The organism is Nocardia sp. NRRL S-836, from assembly GCF_001279525.1.
Taxonomy (GTDB): Bacteria; Actinomycetota; Actinomycetes; order Mycobacteriales; family Pseudonocardiaceae; genus Lentzea.
The window spans coordinates 68,605-88,634 of the sequence record NZ_LGDY01000098.1 but is presented as its reverse complement, the minus strand read 5'-3'; the positions used below and the strand labels follow the sequence as shown (position 1 = coordinate 88,634).

16 protein-coding genes are annotated in these 20,030 nt (G+C 72.7%); 8 read left to right on the top strand and 8 right to left on the bottom strand.

The genetic code is table 11. The annotated features are described in order from the left end of the window. Position 1: 1 nt before the first annotated feature. Complete coding sequence (locus tag ADL03_RS19365) at positions 2-1,216, bottom strand: helix-turn-helix domain-containing protein (protein WP_053734891.1); 1,215 nt, start codon at positions 1,214-1,216, stop codon at positions 2-4. 247 nt (positions 1,217-1,463) lie between these two features. Here ADL03_RS19365 and ADL03_RS19360 point away from each other — a divergent pair, with 247 nt between their 5' ends. Continuing rightward, complete coding sequence (locus ADL03_RS19360; RefSeq protein ID WP_053734890.1) at positions 1,464-2,093, top strand: hypothetical protein; 630 nt, start codon at positions 1,464-1,466, stop codon at positions 2,091-2,093. Between the two features lie 24 nt (positions 2,094-2,117). Here ADL03_RS19360 and ADL03_RS19355 read toward each other — a convergent pair whose 3' ends face one another. The 5 genes from ADL03_RS19355 to ADL03_RS19335 all read right to left on the bottom strand — a co-directional run bounded on the left by ADL03_RS19355 (position 2,118) and on the right by ADL03_RS19335 (position 8,183). Next, positions 2,118-5,144 carry a discoidin domain-containing protein gene (locus ADL03_RS19355; RefSeq protein ID WP_053734889.1) on the bottom strand — a complete coding sequence of 1,009 codons (3,027 nt, stop codon included), beginning with the start codon at positions 5,142-5,144 and terminating at the stop codon, positions 2,118-2,120. A gap of 27 nt (positions 5,145-5,171) precedes the next feature. Beyond that, a complete protein-coding gene (locus tag ADL03_RS19350) occupies positions 5,172-6,326 on the bottom strand; it encodes a glycosyltransferase (RefSeq protein WP_053734888.1) in 1,155 nt (384 codons plus the stop codon). Between the two features lie 29 nt (positions 6,327-6,355). Continuing rightward, a complete protein-coding gene (locus ADL03_RS19345; RefSeq protein ID WP_053734887.1) occupies positions 6,356-7,000 on the bottom strand; it encodes a cation transporter in 645 nt (214 codons plus the stop codon). Continuing rightward, positions 6,993-7,310 (bottom strand): helix-turn-helix transcriptional regulator, encoded by a 318-nt coding sequence (locus tag ADL03_RS19340; protein WP_053734886.1) that lies wholly within the window; start codon positions 7,308-7,310, stop codon positions 6,993-6,995. Before ADL03_RS19340 ends, ADL03_RS19345 begins: the two co-directional genes overlap by 8 nt. An 84-nt stretch (positions 7,311-7,394) precedes the next feature. After that, entirely contained in the window at positions 7,395-8,183 is a 789-nt protein-coding gene (locus tag ADL03_RS19335; RefSeq protein ID WP_197288460.1) for a PaaX family transcriptional regulator C-terminal domain-containing protein, read from the bottom strand. Between the two features lie 90 nt (positions 8,184-8,273). Between ADL03_RS19335 and ADL03_RS19330 the strand changes: the two genes are divergently transcribed. The 5 genes from ADL03_RS19330 to ADL03_RS19310 are packed head-to-tail and all read left to right on the top strand — an operon-like array spanning position 8,274 to position 13,240. Next, the gene (locus ADL03_RS19330; protein ID WP_053734884.1) at positions 8,274-9,152 is read left to right on the top strand and encodes an SDR family NAD(P)-dependent oxidoreductase; all 879 of its coding nucleotides are present in this window, start codon (positions 8,274-8,276) and stop codon (positions 9,150-9,152) included. Beyond that, positions 9,149-10,054: an amidohydrolase family protein gene (locus tag ADL03_RS19325; RefSeq protein WP_304438803.1), complete on the top strand. Its 906-nt coding sequence runs from the start codon at positions 9,149-9,151 to the stop codon at positions 10,052-10,054. The genes ADL03_RS19330 and ADL03_RS19325 overlap by 4 nt, the downstream gene beginning before the upstream one ends. Continuing rightward, complete coding sequence (locus ADL03_RS19320) at positions 10,051-10,509, top strand: MaoC family dehydratase (RefSeq protein WP_053734883.1); 459 nt, start codon at positions 10,051-10,053, stop codon at positions 10,507-10,509. The genes ADL03_RS19325 and ADL03_RS19320 overlap by 4 nt, the downstream gene beginning before the upstream one ends. A 9-nt stretch (positions 10,510-10,518) precedes the next feature. After that, a complete protein-coding gene (locus ADL03_RS19315) occupies positions 10,519-11,835 on the top strand; it encodes an MFS transporter (protein WP_053734882.1) in 1,317 nt (438 codons plus the stop codon). Continuing rightward, the gene (locus ADL03_RS19310; protein WP_053734881.1) at positions 11,774-13,240 is read left to right on the top strand and encodes a long-chain fatty acid--CoA ligase; all 1,467 of its coding nucleotides are present in this window, start codon (positions 11,774-11,776) and stop codon (positions 13,238-13,240) included. The genes ADL03_RS19315 and ADL03_RS19310 overlap by 62 nt, the downstream gene beginning before the upstream one ends. Here ADL03_RS19310 and ADL03_RS48480 read toward each other — a convergent pair. Next, positions 13,212-16,499 (bottom strand): BTAD domain-containing putative transcriptional regulator, encoded by a 3,288-nt coding sequence (locus tag ADL03_RS48480; RefSeq protein ID WP_053734880.1) that lies wholly within the window; start codon positions 16,497-16,499, stop codon positions 13,212-13,214. The genes ADL03_RS19310 and ADL03_RS48480 overlap by 29 nt on opposite strands. Positions 16,500-16,552: 53 nt before the next feature. On the opposite strand from ADL03_RS48480, the gene ADL03_RS19300 reads away from it, so the two are divergent. Both ADL03_RS19300 and ADL03_RS19295 read left to right on the top strand, forming a co-directional pair. Then, positions 16,553-17,416, top strand: a complete 864-nt coding sequence (locus ADL03_RS19300; RefSeq protein WP_053734911.1) for an alpha/beta fold hydrolase — start codon at positions 16,553-16,555, stop codon at positions 17,414-17,416. Positions 17,417-17,492: 76 nt separating this feature from the next. Then, the gene (locus tag ADL03_RS19295; protein WP_053734879.1) at positions 17,493-18,671 is read left to right on the top strand and encodes a serine/threonine-protein kinase; all 1,179 of its coding nucleotides are present in this window, start codon (positions 17,493-17,495) and stop codon (positions 18,669-18,671) included. Between the two features lie 106 nt (positions 18,672-18,777). Here ADL03_RS19295 and ADL03_RS19290 read toward each other — a convergent pair whose 3' ends face one another. Continuing rightward, a complete protein-coding gene (locus ADL03_RS19290) occupies positions 18,778-20,028 on the bottom strand; it encodes an FAD-dependent monooxygenase (RefSeq protein ID WP_053734878.1) in 1,251 nt (416 codons plus the stop codon). Positions 20,029-20,030: the final 2 nt, after the last annotated feature.

Here is a 20,030-nt window from a genome sequence, read left to right as displayed (position 1 = left end):
CTCACACCTCGACTCCCGCTCGCTCGGCTATCCGACGCGCAAGCTTTCCAGGCTCGCCCGTGGTGTTGTTCAGCAGCGATCGCAGCAAGCCATGAGCCAACGGCCGACAACGAACCTCCTCAGGTGCGACCTGCTCTGCGCGGCCCAGCATCCGTGCCGCCTGGCGGTAGTCGCCGACGCCGGCATGTGCCTTGGTGAGATCGAGCAGGTAGCCGGCCTGCCGTTCGGCGGACAGCGCAGCGACAGCGCGAGGGCTGATCATTGCCGCGAACGCCAAGGCCTGCGGGCACTCGTGCAGTCGCACCAAGGCCGAGACACGGTGGATCTGCGTGTTGGTGACACCGAAGAAGGTGTGATGATCGTTGTAGTGGGGCTGGTAGATCAGCGCAGATGCGAGAGCCGCCTCGTGCATCTCCCGAGCAAGGCCGGCGTCTTCCTGCCCGGCCGCCGTGATCGACGCCGCCAGGTACAACATCCCGTGCAGAGGCAACAACTCGGCAGCGTTGCCGGTCACTTCTGCTCGCATCCGGTCAGCCATTGCCAGCAACGTGGCGATGGCTTGCTCCTGCTCGTGGATGCTCGTCATGGCGCGGGCAACACTGCGGGTGGCGCGGGCCAGTGACCAAGTGTCGTCGATCTGCATCGCCGCGTGCACAGCGCGATCGGCAGCGAGCCAAGCAACGTCATTCGTCTCGAATTTCAGCAGCATGGACGACGCCAGGCGGTACACCGTGACCAGGATGCGGTGGGCCGCAACGCGGTCCGCCTCCGGCACGGTCTGCACCACGGTTTGAGCCTCGGCCATGAGTTCCGGCAGATGCCGCGCGACGACCGCGAAACGGGACATGTTCCAGGCGTGGTCGAGGTGAGAAGCCTGGCGTGCGACAGCTTCGAGGTCTGTCGCTCCCGCGGTCGACGTCCGGAGCCCGGAGTACACCGCGAGCGCCCGACGGATGGCCTGAACTTCACAGACATCAACGCATCGACGGGCTCGCTGGTCCCGGTTGTTGTCGGTGAGCACGGCCGGGTCAACACCCAGCGCCTCCGCTACGCGCTCGATCACGGGCACACGGCTCAGGTCTCGTTCACCAGATTCGATCTTGTCCAGCCACGACGTCGATCGCCCGACCATGTCGGCGAACGGCTTGCGCTTGAGGTTGCGCCGCTCACGCCAGTAACGGACACGGGCGCCGATGCGCTCCTCGGGCTGCTCCACGTTCCACCTCTGCAGACCTCCACGGACAGCCGCCACAGTACCCAGTCAGAAGTCACACATTTTGTACAAGCCATTACCCACAGTTGCCTTAGCGTCCTCAGCGGCACCGGATCGTCTCCCAGCATCCCTACCAGCAAGGCGTGCCGCCTGGGCGTCTGGTGCGACCCGTGACAGCGACCTATGGGAGCACTCCGTGACGCCCGCACCCACCGCAGCGAACGAGCCGGCACCTGGCCCGGCACGAACGGTGAACCAGATCATCGCGCCGTACATCACCAGTTGGACCGCGGAGCAGGAGGTTCCCTCCCGTGTCGTGGAGCGCCCCGGCATTGGCGTCGGCTACGCGAATGAGGTTCTGGGCGACCGGGATGCGCGTGGCGTGCTCTGGCTGCGGCCCGGCGTGCGCCGAGGTGTCGGCAAACCGGAGTTCGGCAAGGTGCATCCGCTCAGGCAGCGGCGGGCCATGCGGAACCTGCTGTGTCAGGTGTGCGCCGGACCCGCTGACCAGAACGACGACGGCGTGCTGTGGTTGCTTCGCGACTACCGGAACGACTGGCCCGGCTGGCCTGACGGCATGGGCTGCACCGAGCCGCCCGTGTGCGTGCCGTGCGTCGCTGTATCGCTGCGGTTGTGTCCGGCGCTCAAGCGAGGTGCCGCAGCCATCCGTGCCGGTCGGTTCGAGGTTGCCGGCGTCCGCGGAGCGTTGTACCGGAGAGGCACGTTCGGCCCTGTTGCGGTCGGTGACGTGAACGTGGCCTACGACGATCCGGACATCCGTTGGATGGTCGCGTCTGCCCTTGTCCGCGAGCTTCGGGGCTGCACGCTGGTGTCGCTGGCGGAACTCGCTGCACAGCACGACGCAGTACCAGGGCGGTGACGGTCGCGATGGACCGCCACCACGTCACCCCGCGGCAGCTGTCCGAGGTGCTGCCGCCCTGACCGTGAACCGGTCGACCACCAGCGCCCCGGCGTCCAGCCGCAGCCCCAGCGCCGGTGCCCACCCGGCCACCACCGCCGGGTCCGCGGCGGCACCGATCGGCGCGCTGCGCAACAGGGTCCAGCGCTTCTCGTGCTCGTGCCAGCTGGTCAGCCGCCCGTCCCGCACCACGGCGGCGAGCCGGTCGCCCGGTGTCCAGGCCAGGCCCGCGCAGCAGCCGCCGGTGGCCTCGTCGCCGCGGCGCACGCCGCCCACGGTCACGTCCACACCGGACGCCTTGCCCGCGTTGTTGAACCACGCCAGGGCGAAGTCGCGGTTCCCCGCGGCCTGGCCGAGGAACAGGCTGTCCTCGGGTGCCGAGCCCGCGAACGACCGCGGTTCGACCACGATCGCCGTGCCGCGCGCGTCACCGGTCACCGGCGCGGCGAGCACCGCACCGCCGCGGCCGGTGGCACTGGCGGTGAGCATCCCGTCGGCAACCCGCGTTGTCGGCGGCGTCTCGCCGAACGGGCTGTCCACGCGGTAGGAGGCGAGGCGGTCGGTGTCGAACGTGTCATCCCAGAGCACAGCGGCGTAGTCGGCGGGGTCGAAGACGGCCTGGGCCGAGGCGAGCGCGGAGGTCACGCCGGGAGCACCGGACGCCGTGGCGAGCAACCGGATCGGCGACCGCTCCCCGAGCACCAGCCCGACGGGAGGGGTGATCCGCCACCGGGTGACCAGGCTGCGACCGGGAGCGAGCCGCGCGGCGGTGGCGGAGGAGAGCGGGACGGCGTGCCAGCCGGCGGGCACCGCGAGCGCCGCCCGGACACCGCGCATCGGCTGTTGGGCCGTCACGGTCGTGGTGGTCTCCACGGCGCCGCGAACAGCCAGCTCGGCCGGCAACGACGCGGTCATCCCACGGACCACCTGGCGCACCGAGGAGAAGGCCGTGATGCCGACCGCCCCGCCGTCGGCGCGGCGCGGCAGGATCCGCACCCGGTCGGTGGTGAGCGCCGGTTGCATCAGGACGCGGTTCACCTGACGTGCCACCGGTTGCGCGGGCGTCCGCCGCTGGCCGGGTACGGCACGCCAGGCGCCGTCCGGTGCCCGGTACTCCAGGTCGAACGTGGAAGGCACGCGCACTCCGCCCCCGTCGTCGTAGAACGTCACGCGCAGGTCGGAGATCGGGGCCGGCCCGCCGAGGTCGACCTCCAGCCAGTCGGCCGCGTTCGGGCTGCCGTACGACGTCCAGCGGGTGCCGGGCACGTCGAGGTGGAAGTCCTGGCCGTCGATGGCCTTCGCGGGCGGGTCGGCGCTGTAGCTGTAGGAGGCGCGGGCCGCGGGGAAGCCGGTGCGGCTGACGTTCGCGAAGTCGTCGACCAGCTCGGGCAGCTCCGCCGGAGCCCGCGGCGGGATCGTCAGCCGTGCGGGCACGAGGGTCGGCTGGGTGTGGGTGAGCTTGCCGTCGAGCCACACGCGCAGGCCGGTGCCCTTGCCGTACCGCGTCCCGTCGCGGTCCCAGACCACGGTGAGGTTGTGGCCGTGGTACGGCAGGTTCTCGACGGCGAAGTGGCTCCAGCCGTCCGGGACCAGCGGGGCGATCGACACCGCGTCACCGAGCTGCGGGCGGATACCGAGCAGGCCGGAGAGCACGTTGTCGTTGAAGGTCGAGTGGTTGTAGTCCTCGCTGTGGCCCTTGCCGTCGTACAGCCAGCGGTCCTCGTCGGGGTGGTGGGCCTCGGCGACGTACGGCTGCCCGTTCTTGCGCTGCGTCAAGGCATAGCCGCGCAGCACGGCGAGGTAGTCGTCGCGGTCGACGTACGGCTGGTCCGGGTAGTCGATCAGCAGGTTCGCGAGCGCGGTCAGGGTCTGGCTGGTGGCGTACGGCCAGCTCGGGCCGTTCCAGCGGCAGCAGCCGGCAAGCGCGTCGCGCAGGAACCACGGGCTGCGGCGCTCGGCGGTGGTCGGGCCGTAGGAGGCCGCGAAGCCCTGCGGGTCGGTCAGCTGTGCCCACGCGGCGCTGTTGGCGGCCGGTGCCATGTGGAAGTACCAGGGCACGAACCCGATCGACTCGCGGTCGGCGAGCTGGGTGCGGCCGGGGTTGTCGTCGCGCATCACGTGCTTGTAGAACTTGCCCGCGTCGTCCCAGAGCCAACGCTCCTGGTTGCGCTGCAACGCATCGGCGGCCTGGTCGAACCGGCGTGCGGCGGTGGTGTCGCCGCGGGCCCTGAACAGCTGCGCGATGGCCCGCGCGTCGCCGTACTGGTAGGCGTTGAGCGTCGGGCGGAAGCCGTCGCCGCCGTGGTAGGGGTCGGGGCTCTGGTAGGAGCTCGCGGTGTACTCCATGGCGTCCCAGACCGGCGTCTGCCAGTAGAGGCCGAGGTCCGCGTCGAACTGCGGTGACCAGCGCTGCCACTGCCGGACCAGCTCGGGCAGCCGGTCGGTGGCGAACCCCCGCCTGCCGTCGACCGCGGCACGGGCGGCGACGGCGTCCGCCGCCCAGAACGAGTACTGGTGCGCCCAGTCGGTCGTGTTCTCGTTGAGGAAGTCCGTGGCGGGCTTGGGCCCGGAGCCGGACCCGCGCAGCCAGTAGTCCACGTAGTCGTCGAGGTAGCGGTGGTCGCGCAGCCAGCGGCCCTCGTAGACGTGGTGGCCGGCCGCGGCGACGATGCCGCCGTTCGGTGCCGAGTAGCCGACCGGGCCGAGGAACTCCGAGACGATCCAGCCGTCCTCCGGGCCCGTGTACTTGAGCGCCTCGCGGTAGGTGCGCCACCGGTAGTAGTAGGTGTCGCGGATCTCCCGGTCCGGCAGGTCGACGAACGGGATGTTCGCCTCGTACCAGGCCGGCTCTTGGACGTCGCCCAGCAGCGCGGCGTGGTCCAGGACGTCCGTCCCCGCACCGACCACCGGGTAGAGGTCAGGTACTGCGGCGCGGTCGTGCCGCGCCACCGCCGGCGAGGCGGTCGAGACCACCAGCGCCGCCACCACGAGCATCGTCATCGACCCGCGCATGCACCCATTGAAGTGGGAGCGCTCTCATCACGCAAGACTCAACGCACTGCGACAGACCTCAACAGGATCACGGACCTCAGCCGCACTCGCAGCCGCCCTGGCCGCCGCTTGCGAGAACGCCGGATCACCCAGCACTCGCGTCACGGCCGCCCGCAGACCCTCCACAGTGGACGGCCGGACGACCACCCCGCTACCCTGCCGCGCAACCCGGTTCGCCATCTCCCACTGGTCACCGCCGCCGGGCACCACGACCACGGGCACCGCGGCCCGCAACGCCTTGACCAGCATCCCGTGCCCACCACCGCAGACCAGCACCGCCGCGGCGCTCAGCAGCTCGTCCTGCCGCCCCGGCCCCGACCGCGCCCACTCCGGCAGCGCCCCCGGTGCCGGCGTGAAGGTCGACACCACCGCCCGCACCCCCAGCCCGGTCAACGCCTCCAGCGTCATCTCGGCCATCCCGGCCGCCCCGGTCCACGCCGTCGACGGCGCGACCACCACCAGCGGCGCGGTGCCCGGCGGCGGGCTCATGCTCTCTCGGCTCGCCTCCCACATCAGCGGTCCGACGACGTGCGCGTTGGCCGGCCAGTCCGGGCGTGGCACCTCCAGCGCGGGCAGCGTCGCGATCAACCGCACCACGGGTCCCGGTCCCCTGGCGCTCAACCCGACCCGCTGCCGGACCACGGCCCGTTGCCGCTCGCCCTGGCGGATGGACCTGGCGGTCATCGCCCGCAGCACCGCGTCCCGCAGCCGCCCGCGCACCCCGGTCCCGGCGGCCAGTCCGCTGCCGATCGGCGGCAGGCCCTTTGACGGTTCGTAGAGCGGGTGGGGCGAGAGCTGCGCCCACGGCACGCCGAGCAGTTCCGCGGCCATGCTCGCCCCCAGCGCGAGCACGTCGCACACCACCAGATCCGGCTTGAGCCCGGCCAGCTGCGGAACGAGCGCACGGGCGAGCACCGCGGCCTGGTCGTGCAACGCGCCACCGAGATCGGCCGCGTCACGCAGGTCGGCCAGGGCCAGTCCGGTGACCGTCGCGGCCCTGATGCCCTCGCGACCGGCGGCGTCGACCCAGCGGTCGCCGGTGAGCAGCACCGGGGTGTCACCGGCGGCGGCGAACCGCAGGCACAGGGCGATCGCGGGCACGACATGCCCCGGATCGCCGCCGGAGACGACGACTACGCGCATGCGCCCCAGTTGACCACGAAGCGGTCCCGTCAGCAGCAGTGGTGCCCGCGCCAGGCCTCGCGGCCCTCCTTCACCGCCACCACGGCGATCACCAGCGCCGCCAGGGAGTCCGCCCACCACCAGCCGAACAGGCCGTTGACCACGAGCCCCACCAGCAGGACCGCGGACAGGTACGTGCACAGCAGCGTCTGCTTCGAGTCGGCCACCGCGCTCGCCGACCCCAGTTCCCGTCCCGCCCGCCGTTGCGCGTGCGACAGCCCCGGCATGACCAGCAGCGAGACCGCGGCGAGCACGATGCCGACGGTCGAGTGCCCGGCACGGTCGCCGTGCAGCAACGACAACCCGGACTCGACGGTGACGTACCCGGCGAGCGCGAAGAACGACACCGCGATCACCTTCAACGCTACCCGCTCGCGCTTTCCGGGATCACCGCCGGAGAACTGCCACGCCACCGCGGCCGCCGACGCCACCTCGATCACCGAGTCCAGTCCGAACCCGACCAACGCCGTGGAGGACGCCACCGTGCCCGCTGCCAGCGCGATGACCGCCTCGACCACGTTGTAGGTGATGGTCGCCGCGACGAGCAGCCGCACCCGGCGGGTGAGCACCGCCCTGCGGCCGTCCTCCGCGGCGCCGCACCCGTCCGCGCAGCCCGTGGCGACCGGCTCACTCATCGACGCACCCCTGCCCCGGGTCGACGGCGAGCACGACGTCGAGGAGCTGACCGAGCGCTTTCCCGAGGTGGGCGTCCGCCAGCTCGTAGCGCACCTGCCGGCCCTGGTAGGTCGCCACGACCAGACCGCAGCCGCGCAGGCAGGACAGGTGGTTGGAGACGTTGGAGCGGGTCAGCTCCAGCCGTTCGGCCAGCTGAGCCGGGTAACCGGGCCCCTCCAGCAGGGCCACCAGGATCCGGCAGCGCGTCGGGTCGGCCAGCGCACGGCCCAGCCGGGCGAGCGCGGTCTCACGGGTCTCACAGGTCAGCACAGGCGAAACTGTACAGCCCTCGCTGAATCATCGACTCCTCACCGCAGTGAGAAGCGCCGCGCGCAGGTGTCCGGACAGCACGTGCTAGACGGGGATCGACTCGATCGCCGCGGCCGCCAGCGGGGCCGCCGTCCGCAGGTACCGCGTCGCCAACGTCTGGAACAGCTGCTCCGCCTCGATCGCGGGCCAGTCGGGGGCCAGCAGCTCGGCCGGCAGGTGCGGGTCCTGGCGCACGAGGTCGAGCCAGTCGCCGTGCAGCACCAGCTGGCGGGCCAGGTCGTCGGGCAGCGCGTCGTCGGGTTCGCGCCAGCGGGTGAGGAAGTCCTGGTAGCGGGCGGCGATCGCGGTGGTGTCGAACGCGCGCGCGGCCAGGTCGGCCGCCTCGGTCGGCTTGGCGTGCTGGGCGGTGAAGACGGTGACGTGCTCGGTGAGGCCCAGGCCGGCGACCACCTCGGTCACGTCGTGGGTGCCGGGCGCTATCCACAGGCCGTTCTGCACCGGGCCGAAGCCCGCCCACTGCAGCTGGGTCCGCAGGTCGTGACGTTCGCCGCGGCGACCCTCGGGCAGTGAGAAGCCGACCAGCGTCCAGGTGCCGTCCCAGTCCCTGTTCACGGCGCCGCGCTGCCAGATGCGGCGCTCGCCGTCGTGCAGGACGTCCTTGGCGCGCGGGGTCAGTCCGAAGTAGACCTTCCGGCCGTTGCGGTGCTTGGCGAGCAGGCCGCGGGAGGTCATCCGGGTCAGCGTCGAGCGCACGGCGTCCTCGGAGACGTCCACGCGTCCGAAGACGTCGATGACGCTGCCCGAGTAGACCGCGATGTCACGGCCCAGCACGTACAGGCCGAGGAAGTTCAGCAACAGGGACTGCGGTGTCACGCCGCCCACAATACATGTTGGGCAACATCTAGACGAGCGTCACGAATATGCCTTACTTTTGGTCGCGACCCAACGGAGAGGACTCGTCGGATGGAGCTGTCTGGCAAGGTCGCGATCGTCACCGGCGCCGGGCGCGGGCTGGGGCGGGCCTACGCGGAAGCCTTGGCGCGCAACGGGGCCGAGGTCGTGGTCAACGACGTGGACGAGAGCGCGCAGGAGGTCGCGGAGCTCGTCGGCGGCAGGGCGGTGGTCGCGCCGGTCGGCTCGGCCGAGACCGCGCAACGGCTCGTCGACACCGCCGTCGAGGAGTTCGGCCGGCTCGACGTGCTGGTCACCAACGCGGGCATTCTCCGCGACCGGGTGCTGTGGAAGATGACCGACGACGAGTTCGATGCCGTCGTCAACGTGCACCTGCGCGGCACGTTCACCTGTGCCCGCGCGGCTGCGGTGCGGATGCGCGAGCAGGGCACCGGCGGCCGGCTGGTGCTCGTCTCGTCGCCCGCCGGGCAGCGCGGCAACTTCGGGCAGACGAACTACGCCGCCGCCAAGGCCGGGATCGCCGCCATGGCGCGGACCTGGGCGATGGAGCTCGCCAAGGCCGGCATCGCGGTGAACGCGGTCGTGCCGGTGGCGGCGACCGAGATGACGAAGACGATCCCGGTGTTCGCGCCGCTGATCGAGGAGTCGGAACGCACCGGTGCGCCCTTGCCGGACTGGGTGCGGCGCGACGAGGGGCTCGGCACGGTCGAGGACGTCGCCGAGCTGATCGTCTACCTCGCCTCGGACGCGGCGAAGGGCGTGACCGGGCAGGCGATCGGCATCGGTGGCGACCGGCTCGCGCTGTGGGCGCACCCCGCGGAGAAGCAGGTGCTGTTCGCCGGCGGCGGCTGGACCGCGGCCGCGATCGCCGAGCGGTTCGGCGAGTTCGCACCCGAGACCTACGGCATCCCGGCACCGGTGGCACCATGACCGCGCCGAAGACCGACGTGGCGGCGATGAACGTGGACGAGCTCGTCGCCATCGACGTGCACACGCACGCGGAGATCTCCGCGGACGGCCACAGCTCGCTCAGCCCCGCGCTGCTCGAAGCGTCCGCCAAGTACTTCAAGGCGGAGCACCGCCAGCCCACGATCGCCGAGACCGCGCAGCTCTACCGCGAGCGCAAGATGGCCGCGGTGATCTTCACCGTGGACGCCGAGCACGCCACCGGCCACCCGCGCATCGCCAACGAGGAGGTGGCGGCCTCCTGCGCCGAGCACGCCGACGTGCTGATCCCGTTCGCGAGCGTCGACCCGTGGAAGGGCAGGGCCGCCGTGCGGGAGGCGCGCAGGCTTGTGGAGGACCACGGCGTGCGCGGGTTCAAGTTCCACCCCAGCCTGCAGGGCTTCTCCCCCGACGACCGGATGGCGTACCCGCTCTACGAGGCGATCGAGGAGCTCGGCGTCCCCGCGCTGTTCCACAGCGGACAGACCGGGATCGGCGCCGGGGTGCCCGGTGGCGGCGGGATCCGGCTCAGGCACTCCAACCCGATGCTGGTGGACGATGTCGCCGTCGACTTCCCCCACCTGCGGATCGTGCTCGCGCATCCGTCGTTCCCGTGGCAGGACGAGGCGCTCGCGGTCGCCACGCACAAGCCGTTCGTGTACATCGACCTCTCCGGCTGGTCGCCGAAGTACTTCCCGCCTCAGCTCGTCCGCTACGCCAACACCCTGCTGCAGGACAAGGTCCTCTTCGGCTCGGACCACCCGGTGATCACCCCGGACCGCTGGCTCGCCGACTTCGCCGCGCTGGAGATCAGGGACGAGGTGCGCCCCAAGATCCTCAAGCACAACGCCGCACGCCTGCTCGGACTCGTCAAGGAGGACGCATGACCACCGTCGTCAACGGAACCGAGGAGCTCAAGGCGCTGGCGGGGACGGACCTCGGCCACACCGACTGGCTGCAGGTCACCCAGGAGCGCGTCGACACCTTCGCCGACGCCACCGACGACCACCAGTGGATCCACGTCGACCCGGAACGCGCCGCCACCGGCCCGTTCGGCACCACGATCGCGCACGGCTACCTGACGCTGGCGTTGCTCATCCCGCTCATGGGCGAGCTGCTGGACGTCTCCGGCGTGCGGATGAGCCTCAACTACGGGCTGGAGAAGGTCCGCTTCCCCGCTCCCGTCCCGGTCGGCGCCAAGATCCGGCTGGCCGGCCGGGTCGCCTCCGTCGAGGACGTCGCGGGCAACGGCGTGCAGCTGACCGTCGACTTCACCGTCGAGATCGAGGGCTCCGAAAAGCCCGCGTGCGTCGCACGCGCCGTCTACCGCCACTACGCGTGAGGTGAGGTCATGGCGACAACAACGCAGTTACGCCGTGCGGTCTCGTCCAGCTTCCTCGGCAGTGTGATCGAGTACTACGACTTCCTGCTCTACGCCACCGCTTCCGCGGTCGTGTTCAACAAGGTCTTCTTCTCCTCGCTGGACCCGCTGGTCGGCACGATCGCGAGCTTCGGCACGTTCGCCACCGGCTACCTGGCCCGCCCGCTTGGCGGTGTCCTCTTCGGACACTACGGTGACCTGCTGGGGCGCAAGAAGATGCTCGTGCTCACCATGAGCCTGATGGGTGTGGCGAGCTTCCTGATCGGCGTGCTGCCCACCTACGGCCAGGTCGGCTGGCTGGCACCGGCCGGACTGGTGCTGCTGCGGGTCCTGCAGGGCGTCTCGGTCGGCGGCGAGTGGGGTGGCGCGGTCCTGATGTCGGCCGAGCACGCCACCTCGCGGCGCGGGCTGTGGGCGAGCTTCACCAACGCCGGCGCGCCGTGCGGCATGGTGCTGTCGACCGCCGCACTCACCGGCACCGCCGCCCTGGTGGGCGAGCAGGCGTTCCTGTCCTGGGGCTGGCGGGTGCCGTTCCTGCTCAGCCTGGTGCTGCTGGCGGTCGGCCTGTTCGTGCGGCTGAAGGTCGAGGAGACGCCGGTGTTCCGGGCCGGGCGCGTGCGGACCTCCGCGCCGCTGGTCGACGTGCTGCGCAACCACCCGCGCACGTTGCTGCTGGGCGTCGGGGTCGGCCTGTCGGCGTTCGTCGCGCAGTCCACGCTGACGACGTTCATCCTCGCCTACGGGGTGCAGGCCGGGAACAGCAGGCAGACGATCCTCAACGCGCTCACGCTGTCGTCGGCGCTGGCGGTGGTCGGCATCCTGGGCTGGTCGGCGGCGTCGGACCGGTTCGGGCGCAGGCCGGTGGTGCTCGGCGGGGCGGTGCTGATGGCCGTGTTCGGGTTCGCGCTGTTCCCGTTGGTGGACAACGGGTACGTCGTGATCGCGCTGGTGCTGGGCCAGGCCGTGGTCCACCCGATGATGTACGGCCCGCTGGCGGCGCTCTACAGCGAGCTGTTCGCCACCGGCAGCCGCTACACCGGCGCGTCGCTGGGCTACCAGCTCGCCGGTCTGGGCGCGGGCCTCGCCCCGCTGCTGTTCGCGCAGGTCCAGAGCACCGCGGGAACCGGGGCCATCCCGTTCATCCTCGCGGCCTTCTGCCTGCTGACCGTGGTCTGCACGGTCGTGCTGAGGGAGACCAGCCACACCAGCCTGACGGGAGACGGGGATGCGGAACGCGGGTCTGGGCAGCTGGCCACACCGCCGCGCGCGCATGGCGCCGAAGCGTGAAGCACTGACCTACAACGGGATCTCCACGACGTACGGGGAACTGGCCGACCGCACGACCCGCCTGGCGCGGGCGCTGGCGGAGCTGGGCGTGCACCGCGGTGACCGGGTCGCCTACCTGGGACCCAACCACCCGTCGTTCGCCGAGACGATGTTCGCCGCGCACCTGCTCGGGGCGATCTTCGTGCCGCTGAACTTCCGGCTCACCCCTGCCGAGGTCGACTACCAGCTCGCCGACAGCGGCGCACGCGTCCTGATCCACGCGCCGTCGCACCGCACCACCCACGAACACGCGATCTCGCTGGACTCGTTCGAGGAGCTGGTCGGTCGCGGTTCGGCGGAGCCGCTGGACGTGCCGGTCGGCATCGACGACCCGGCGTTGATCCTCTACACCTCCGGCACGACCGGGCGGCCCAAGGGTGCCGTGCTGACCCACGCCAACCTGTTGTGGAACACCTTCAACCTGATGGTCGGCGTCGACATCGCCGCGGACGAGGTGGCGCTGGTCGCCGCGCCGCTGTTCCACGTCGCCGCGCTGACGCAGACGCTGCTGCCCACGTTCGTCAAGGGCGGGCACAGCGTGCTGACCCCGCGCTGGGACGTCGACGAGTGCGTCTCGCTGATCGAGCGGCACGGCGTGACGTGGCTGTTCGGCGTGTCCACGATGTACGCCGACCTGGCCGCCTCACCCCGCTGGCCCGGCGCGGACCTGTCGTCGCTGCGGGTGCTGCTGTGCGGCGGGGCGGCGATACCGGACGCGGTGATCCACACCTACCAGGACCGCGGCCTGGTGTTCTGCCAGGGCTACGGGCTCACCGAGACGGCACCCGGTGCGTCGTTCCTGGAGGCCGCGGACAGCGTGCGCAAGGCGGGAACGGCGGGGCCGCCGGTGTTCCTCGGCGACCTGCGGCTGGCCGAGACCGGGGAGATCGAGGTGCAGGGCCCGAACGTCACCCCCGGCTACTGGAACGACCCGGTCGCCACGGCGGCCGCGTTCACCCCGGACGGCTGGTTCCGCACCGGCGACATCGGCCGGCTCGACGACGACGGCTTCCTGCACGTCGTGGATCGGTTGAAGGACATGTACATCTCCGGCGGGGAGAACGTGTACCCGGCGGAGGTGGAGAACGCGATCGCCGACCACCCGGACGTGGCCGAGGTAGCGGTCGTCGGCGTGCCGGACGACCGCTGGGGCGAGGTCGGGCGCGCGTTCGTCCGTCCCCGTGACGGCGCGGCGGTGGACCCGGCGGGGCTGCGGGAGTTCCTGTTGCCGCGGCTGGCGAAGTACAAGATCCCGGTGCACGTCGAGGTGGTGGCCGAGCTGCCGCGCACGGGTTCCGGGAAGGTGCTCAAGTCGGCGTTGCGCCGGTTGCCGGTGGTCAGCTCAGGGCGGCCAGACACCGGCTGACCGGCCCGAAGGTGAACAGGCCGGTGCCCGCACCGGCGAGTTCGTCCTTCGCCGGCAACAGCACCGCGCGAGCCCGGTCACGCAGTCCCTGGTCCCGCAGGCGGATCGCCGCCATCGCCAGCAGGTACGCCCTCGTCTCGCCGAGCAGGTCGGCGGGCCCGGCCGGAAGCGCTCGTGCGGCCACGAGCGCTTCCTCCGGCGGCAGGACGAGCGGCCGCACCCAGTCCAGGTGCGGCCCCCAGTCGTCGTTCAGGTCCACTGTGGACGGACCGTGCAGGCTCAGCAGGGCCAGCGGCAGCAACCCGCGTTCCATGCCCCACATGCCGGTCCCCTCCACGCGGGTCGCCGCGGCCCGGTAAGCCCGGTCCGCCGCGGCCACCTGCCCGTTCGCGGCGAGCTTGAGCGCCGCGTACCAGTCGGTGAACACGCCGACCAGCGGCAGGTCGTGACGGCGGGCGAGCTCGTCGGCGGCAGCGGCGTGCCGGTCGGCGACGTCGAACCCGGCCAGCGCGGCGTGCGCCTGCACCAGGATCAGGTGCCCAAGCACCTCGTGGGTGACCAGGCGGTGCGCGGCGGCGTGGGCGACCAGCTCCCGCCCGATCGCGGCCCGTTCCGGCGCCAGGCCGGTGCGGTGGAAGGTGTGCATGAAGCGGGCGTTGAGCGCGAACGCGAGCAACGCGGGATCGCCGAGCCCGCGGGCGATGGCCTCCGCTTCGACCGCCTCCGCCAGGCGCGCGCCGGTACCGCGCTCCTCCATGGCGATCGTGGCGAGCAGCCGGGCGCGGGTGGCCGTGGGGGCGGGGAACTCGGGGAGGACGCGTTCGGCTGCCGCGACCAGTTCGGCGGAGTGGGCCGGGTCGTCGTTGGTGGTCCAGATGCCGGGGACGTCGAAGGAGCCGATGACGTCGGCGACGACCTGCGGGTCGGGGGCTGGCTGTGGGTGAACGGGTGTGCGCGGGTGGAGGGGTGCCCGCGGGTGGGCGGCGGCGCGCGGGTCGGCGGCGAGATTCGGCACCGCCTGCCGGTCCGCGGTGAGATCCGCGGCCGCCTGCGAGTGGGTGGCGAGCGGCGCGGCGTCCGCGCCGCGATCCGGCGCCGCTTGCCGGTTCGCAGCGAGGCCTGAGGCCGCCTGCGAATCGGCGCCCGGATCCGGCGACTGCCGGTCCGCGGCCAGATCCGCAGCTGTCTGCGGGTGGGCGGCTGCCTGCGGGTGCGCGGCTGGCTGCGGGTGGGCGGCAAGGTCGGCTTGCGGTCTACGAAGCCCCTCCAAGCCGCCCGCCGCGAGCCCCGCAGCGCCCGACGGCCACACACCCGTCACAACCGCACGACCCTCACCGCCCCCACCCTCCACAGCGCCGAGCGCGGTGCGGAGCGCCACCGACCGCTGCACCCGAGCCTCCTCCAGGTCCCCGCTGACCGCGAGCGCCCGGGCCAGCCCCGTCAGCAGCTCGACCCGCACCCCGTCGGCCGCCGCGATCGCGGCACGCCACAACCGCACGGCCTCGCGTGGTGACCGGCTCACCGCGGCCGCCCCGGCCAGCGCCCGCACCGCCGAAGCGCCACGGGCCCCGGCCGCCAGGTAGTGGTGCGCCAGCAGCTCCACGTCGCCGGGTCGCGTCGACTCCAGGGCCGCCGCCACGGCCGCGTGCCAGCGGGCGCGGCGGGTCAGCGACACCTCCTCGTACAGCGTGTCCCGCACCAGGACGTGCGTGAAACGGGCCCGGCCCGGCGCCACCTCCGCCACGAAACCGGCCGCCAGCGCCAGGTCGAGTGCGTCGAGCACGTCGTCTCCCGCCAGTGCGGCGAGCAGGTCCACCTCCACGTCACGGCCCAGCACCGACGCCTGGTGCAGCACCGTCCGCGCGGGGGCGGGCAGTGCGGACAGGCGGTGGCGCAGCACGTCCCGCACGCCCGCGGGCACCGATCCGACGTCACCGCCCGCGGCGCTCAACCGGGCCAGTTCCTTGACGTAGAACGGGTTCCCGCCGCTGCGCCGGTAGATCACCCGCACGTCGGCGCCGTCCGCGATGGACCGCACGAGCGTGCCGACCGCCTCCTCGCCCAGGCCGCCGAGGTCCACGCGCACCGGCTCGGCGCGGGCCAGGGCCTCGGACGTCACCGGGACGCGGGTGGTCGCGACGATCAGCACGCGGCCGGACAGCGGGGCCGCGGTGAACGCGGCCAGCACCGCCAGCGTCTCCTCGTCGGCCTGGTGCAGGTCGTCCAGCACGACCAGCACCGGTGCCGCCGACTCCACGGTGGACACCACGGCCCGGCGCAGTGCGAAGCGGTCGGTGCCGGTCAGCTCCTCTCCCAGCGCCTCGACGACCTGCTGCCACGGCCACGCCACCGGCGCGTCCTCCGGGCAGCGCGCCCACACCGTCCGCCAGCCGCGCGCGGCGAGCGCCCCGCTGAACGTCTCGGCCAGCGCGGTCTTGCCCACCCCGGCCTCCCCGGTGACCAGCGCGATCCGCAGGCCCGCGGCGGGCACGGCGGTCTCCAGCGCGGCCAGTTCGGCGGATCGTCCGACCAGGCCCACGGCCGGTGCCGGCGTCAGCCGGGGCGCCTGGGCGAGGATGTCCGACTCCAGCGCGCGCAGCTCGGCGCCCGGATCGACGCCGAGGTGCTCCACCAGGGCCTGCCGGGCAGCGCGCACCGCCGCCAGCGCGTCGCCCTGGCGTCCCTCCCGGTACAGCGCCAGCGCGAGCAGGCGCCACGCCTTCTCCCGCCACGGGTGGTCGGCCAGGTGAGCGCGCAGGTCCGCCACCACACCGGCCGCGCGGCCCGCTGCCAGTGCCGCCTCCGCCCGGCGTTCGACGGCCACCAGCCGCAGTTCTTCCAGCCGGTCGATCTCGGCGCGTGCCCAGTGCTCGTCGGCGAACTCCGCGTAGGCCGGGCCGCGCCACAACGCCAGCGCCCGGTCCAGCACGGACAGGTCGCCGCCCAGCATCTCCTCGAACCGCCACGCGTCCACGTCCTGTGCCCGCAGCGCGTACCCGGCGCCCTCGGTGACCAGCAGCGTCGACGGTGTGCGCGGCGGGCGGCCGGGTTCGAGGGCCTTGCGCAGCGCTCCCACGAACGTCTGCACGGCGCCGACCGCCCCGTCCGGCGGGTCCTCCCACAGGTCGGCGACGAGGGTGCGCACCGGGACGACCCGGCGCCGGGCCACCAGCAGCCTGGCCAGCACCGCGCGCTGCTTGGGGCCGCCGAGGCGGGCGGTTCCGGCGGTCAGCGGGCCGAGCACCCCGAACGTCACCACGTGCTGATCCCGGTGCTGATCGGTTGCTGATCGGGCGCGCGCAGGGTGGGGGCGTGAACCACACCGACTTCGACCACCAGCGCGTTCAGGTCTCCGACGGCGTCGAGCTCGCCGTCGCCACCACCGGCTCCGGGCGCCCGGTCGTGCTGCTGCACGGCTTCCCGCAGACCCGTCTGATGTGGCGGCACGTCGCCGCCGACCTGGCCGCCGACCACACCGTGATCATGCCCGACCTGCGCGGGTACGGCGACAGCGACAAGCCCGCCGACACCGGCCTGACCTACTCGAAGCGCACCATGGCCGCCGACGTCGTGGCGGTCGCGCGGGCGCTGGGCCACGACCGGTTCGCCCTGGCCGGCCACGACCGGGGCGCGCACGTGGCGTTCCGCGCCGGGCTCGACCACCCCGACCACATCACGCACCTGGCGGCGCTCGACGTCCTGCCCACGCTCGACATGTGGGACGTGATGCGCGGCACGTCCGGTGTCGTCGGCTTCCACCTGTTCCTGATGGCGCAGCCGCCCGGTCTGGCCGAGGAACTGATCGGGGCCCGTCCTGACGCGTTCTTCGGCCACTTCCTCGACGCCTGGGGCGGCTCGTCGTTCCCCGCCGACATCCGTGCCGAGTACCTGCGCGCCTCGCGCGAGGCGGTCACGTCGATCGTCGCCGACTACCGGGCGATGGCGACCGTGGACGTCGAGCACGACACCGCCGACCGCGTGGCGGGCAACCGGCTGACGATGCCGGTGACGGTGTTGCAACAGGACTGGGGCGCGGCGCTCGGGTTCGACGCGGCGGCGCTGTGGCGGGCGTGGGCTCCCGACCTCGACCACCGCACCGTCTCCTGTGGACACTTCATGGCCGAGGAGGCACCGGGGGTCGTCGCGGGCGCGCTGCGCGACCTGCTGGCCCGCTGAGTCGCCGGCGCGGAGGGTTGGTGATCGGCGCCCAGGGGAATACGGGTGGTAGCTGATCGCCGAGGGGAAGGCCGCCATGTCCGTGTCCGCGCACGAGCGGCTGCTCGACGAACGCTACGAGCTCGACGACCTGCTGGGCGCCGGTGGCATGGCCGAGGTGCGGCGCGCCTGGGACACCCGGCTGCACCGCCACGTCGCCGTGAAGCTCTTCCGCGCCGGCTCCGACGTCGCTGACGCGGCCCGGTTCGAGAACGAGATCAAGACCCTGGCCGCGTTGTCGCATCCGGGCCTCGTGCAGGTGCACGACGCCGGAACCACCGCGGGCACGCCGTTCGTGGTGTTGCAAATGGTCGACGGGCAGACGCTGTTCGAGCGGATCGCGAACGGTCCCCTCGAGGTGGACGAGGTGCGGCGGCTGGGCGCGGAGCTGGCCGACGCGCTCGCCTACGTGCACGCGAAGGGCGTGATGCACCGCGACATCAAGCCCTCGAACATCCTGCTCGACCGCGACGGCAACGCCCACCTCGCCGACTTCGGCCTGGCCACGCTGGTCGACGCGACCCGGCTCACCCGCCCCGACCAGCTGGTCGGCACCGCCGCCTACCTCTCACCGGAGCAGGTGCGCGGCGAGAAGCTGACCTGTGCGGTGGACGTGTACGCGCTCGGCCTGGTGCTGCTGGAGTGCCTCACCGGCCGCCGCGAGTACCAGGGCAGCGAGGTGGAGGCAGCGGTCGCCCGCCTGCACCGCCGGCCGGACATCCCCCGCGGCCTGCCCGCGGACCTCAAGCGCCTGCTGACGCTCATGACCTCGCTCTCCCCCCGCCGCCGCCCGGACGCGGCGGAGTGCGCGCGGCTGCTGAGGGAGGTCGCACCCACCAGGGTCGCCCTCCCGCAACCATCCCGCAGCCAGCCATCCCGCAGCCCGGTCCGCATGCTCGTGGCGGCGGGGGCGTTCGCGCTGGTCGCCACCACGACCGGTGTCATGATGACGTTGAACTCCGCGTCGGCACCGGCCGAGTCCGCGCCGCCGACGACGACCACGGCACCCGAGACACCGGTGACGCCCGTGGTGGCGTCCGTCCCGCCGACGACCAGCGCGGCCGCGGTCGTGCCGGTCCAGGCCAACCAGAAGGTCGAGCACAACCGGCCCGCACCCGCGAAGCCCGAGGTCAAGGCACCGCAGAACCACAAGCCCAAGAGCAAGGCGGAGCCCGGCCACGGCAGCAAGGCAGGTCCCGGTTCCGGCAAGGGCTGAGACCGGACACGAACGGGGCCCCGGTGCGGGCCAACTGCGGACGACCCGCCGAAGGCCGACGCCGCGACCAGCACGCGGTCGCCCCGCCGAGCCGCGAGCGCGCGGCTCAGGCCAGGTGACCGTCCGGCCGCACGAGCCCGGCCGGGGTCTGCACGTGCCCACCGCCCCGCAGCCGCGTGAAGAGCGTCTCCCCGTCCGGTAGCCGCTGGTCGGGCACACGCCGCCCGGTCGCGTAGGCCACGTCGAGGCCGGAGAGGCGTTCGGCGAGCTCGCGGGACATGTCCGGCGCGGACGCGATCAGGCCGCTCAGCAACGCCCGCAACGCCTGCCCCTCCGGCGTGAAGGCGGTCATCAACGCCGTCTGCGCCCTGGTGTGCGCGAGCAGCGCGGCTCCCACGGGGTGGCGTTCGGTGTGGTAGCTGTCGAGCAACGCCTCGTCCGCGCTCCCGGTGGCGACGGCGGCGAGCTTCCAGCCGAGGTTGTGCGCGTCCTGGATGCCGACGTTCATGCCGACCCCGCCGGTCGGGAAGTGCATGTGGGCGGCGTCGCCGGCCAGGAGGACGTGGCCGGCCCGGTACGTGGTGGCCTGGCGGGTGGCATTGCCGAAGCGGGACAGCCACCGCGGGTCGCGCATGCCGAAGTCCGTGCCCGCGATGGCCTTCACCGTGGCGCGCAGCTCGTCGAGGGTGAGCTCGCCCGGCCACTCGGGCCGGTTCGTGGCCGGGTCGCCGCCCACGATCCGGTGCACGCCACCGGGCAGCGGCACGACCATCAGCCCGCCGTCGATCCCGGTGGCGCTCGTGAAGCCGCGGGCCGGCGGGTCGTCGAGCACCACGTCGCCCAGCCAGCCCCAGGTCGTGGCGTCGGTGCCGGGGAAGTCGATGCCCGCGGCCGTGCGGACCGTGCTGCGCGTCCCGTCGCACCCGACCACGTACCGCGCGGCGACGACCTCGCCACCGGCCAGCTCGACGCCGCGCTCGACCAGGCCCGTCACCGGGCGGCCGCGCCGGATGGTCGCGCCCAGCTCGGCCGCGCGCTGTTCGAGCAGCTCCTCGGTGCGGACCTGCGGCAACGCCAGCGTGAACGGGTGGGGCGTGTCGAGCACGGCGAAGTCCAGCCGGTCCGGCAGGCCGCCGAAGTGGCCGTTCGGGATGCGGATCCCCTCGGCGAGGAACGGTTCCACGACCCCGCGGCAGTCGAACAGCTCGATCGTGCGCGGGTGGATCGTGAGGGCCTTGGAGTTCACGTCCCGCTCCTGCCGTGCCTCCAGGACCGTGACGGTGGCCCCGCCGAGCCGCAGCTCCCCTGCGAGCCACAACCCGGTCGGTCCCGCGCCCACGATGACGACGTCCAGCATCA

Bases quoted from the DNA above. Each gene is read 5' to 3' on its own strand.
- ADL03_RS19310 (WP_053734881.1), top strand. From the start codon at position 11,774: ATGCGGAACGCGGGTCTGGGCAGCTGGCCACACCGCCGCGCGCGCATG.
- ADL03_RS19345 (WP_053734887.1), bottom strand. From the start codon at position 7,000: ATGAGTGAGCCGGTCGCCACGGGCTGCGCGGACGGGTGCGGCGCCGCG.
- ADL03_RS19320 (WP_053734883.1), top strand. From the start codon at position 10,051: ATGACCACCGTCGTCAACGGAACCGAGGAGCTCAAGGCGCTGGCGGGG.
- ADL03_RS19290 (WP_053734878.1), bottom strand. From the start codon at position 20,028: ATGCTGGACGTCGTCATCGTGGGCGCGGGACCGACCGGGTTGTGGCTC.
- ADL03_RS19325 (WP_304438803.1), top strand. From the start codon at position 9,149: ATGACCGCGCCGAAGACCGACGTGGCGGCGATGAACGTGGACGAGCTC.
- ADL03_RS19350 (WP_053734888.1), bottom strand. From the start codon at position 6,326: ATGCGCGTAGTCGTCGTCTCCGGCGGCGATCCGGGGCATGTCGTGCCC.
- ADL03_RS19355 (WP_053734889.1), bottom strand. From the start codon at position 5,144: ATGCGCGGGTCGATGACGATGCTCGTGGTGGCGGCGCTGGTGGTCTCG.
- ADL03_RS19315 (WP_053734882.1), top strand. From the start codon at position 10,519: ATGGCGACAACAACGCAGTTACGCCGTGCGGTCTCGTCCAGCTTCCTC.
- ADL03_RS19295 (WP_053734879.1), top strand. From the start codon at position 17,493: ATGTCCGTGTCCGCGCACGAGCGGCTGCTCGACGAACGCTACGAGCTC.
- ADL03_RS19330 (WP_053734884.1), top strand. From the start codon at position 8,274: ATGGAGCTGTCTGGCAAGGTCGCGATCGTCACCGGCGCCGGGCGCGGG.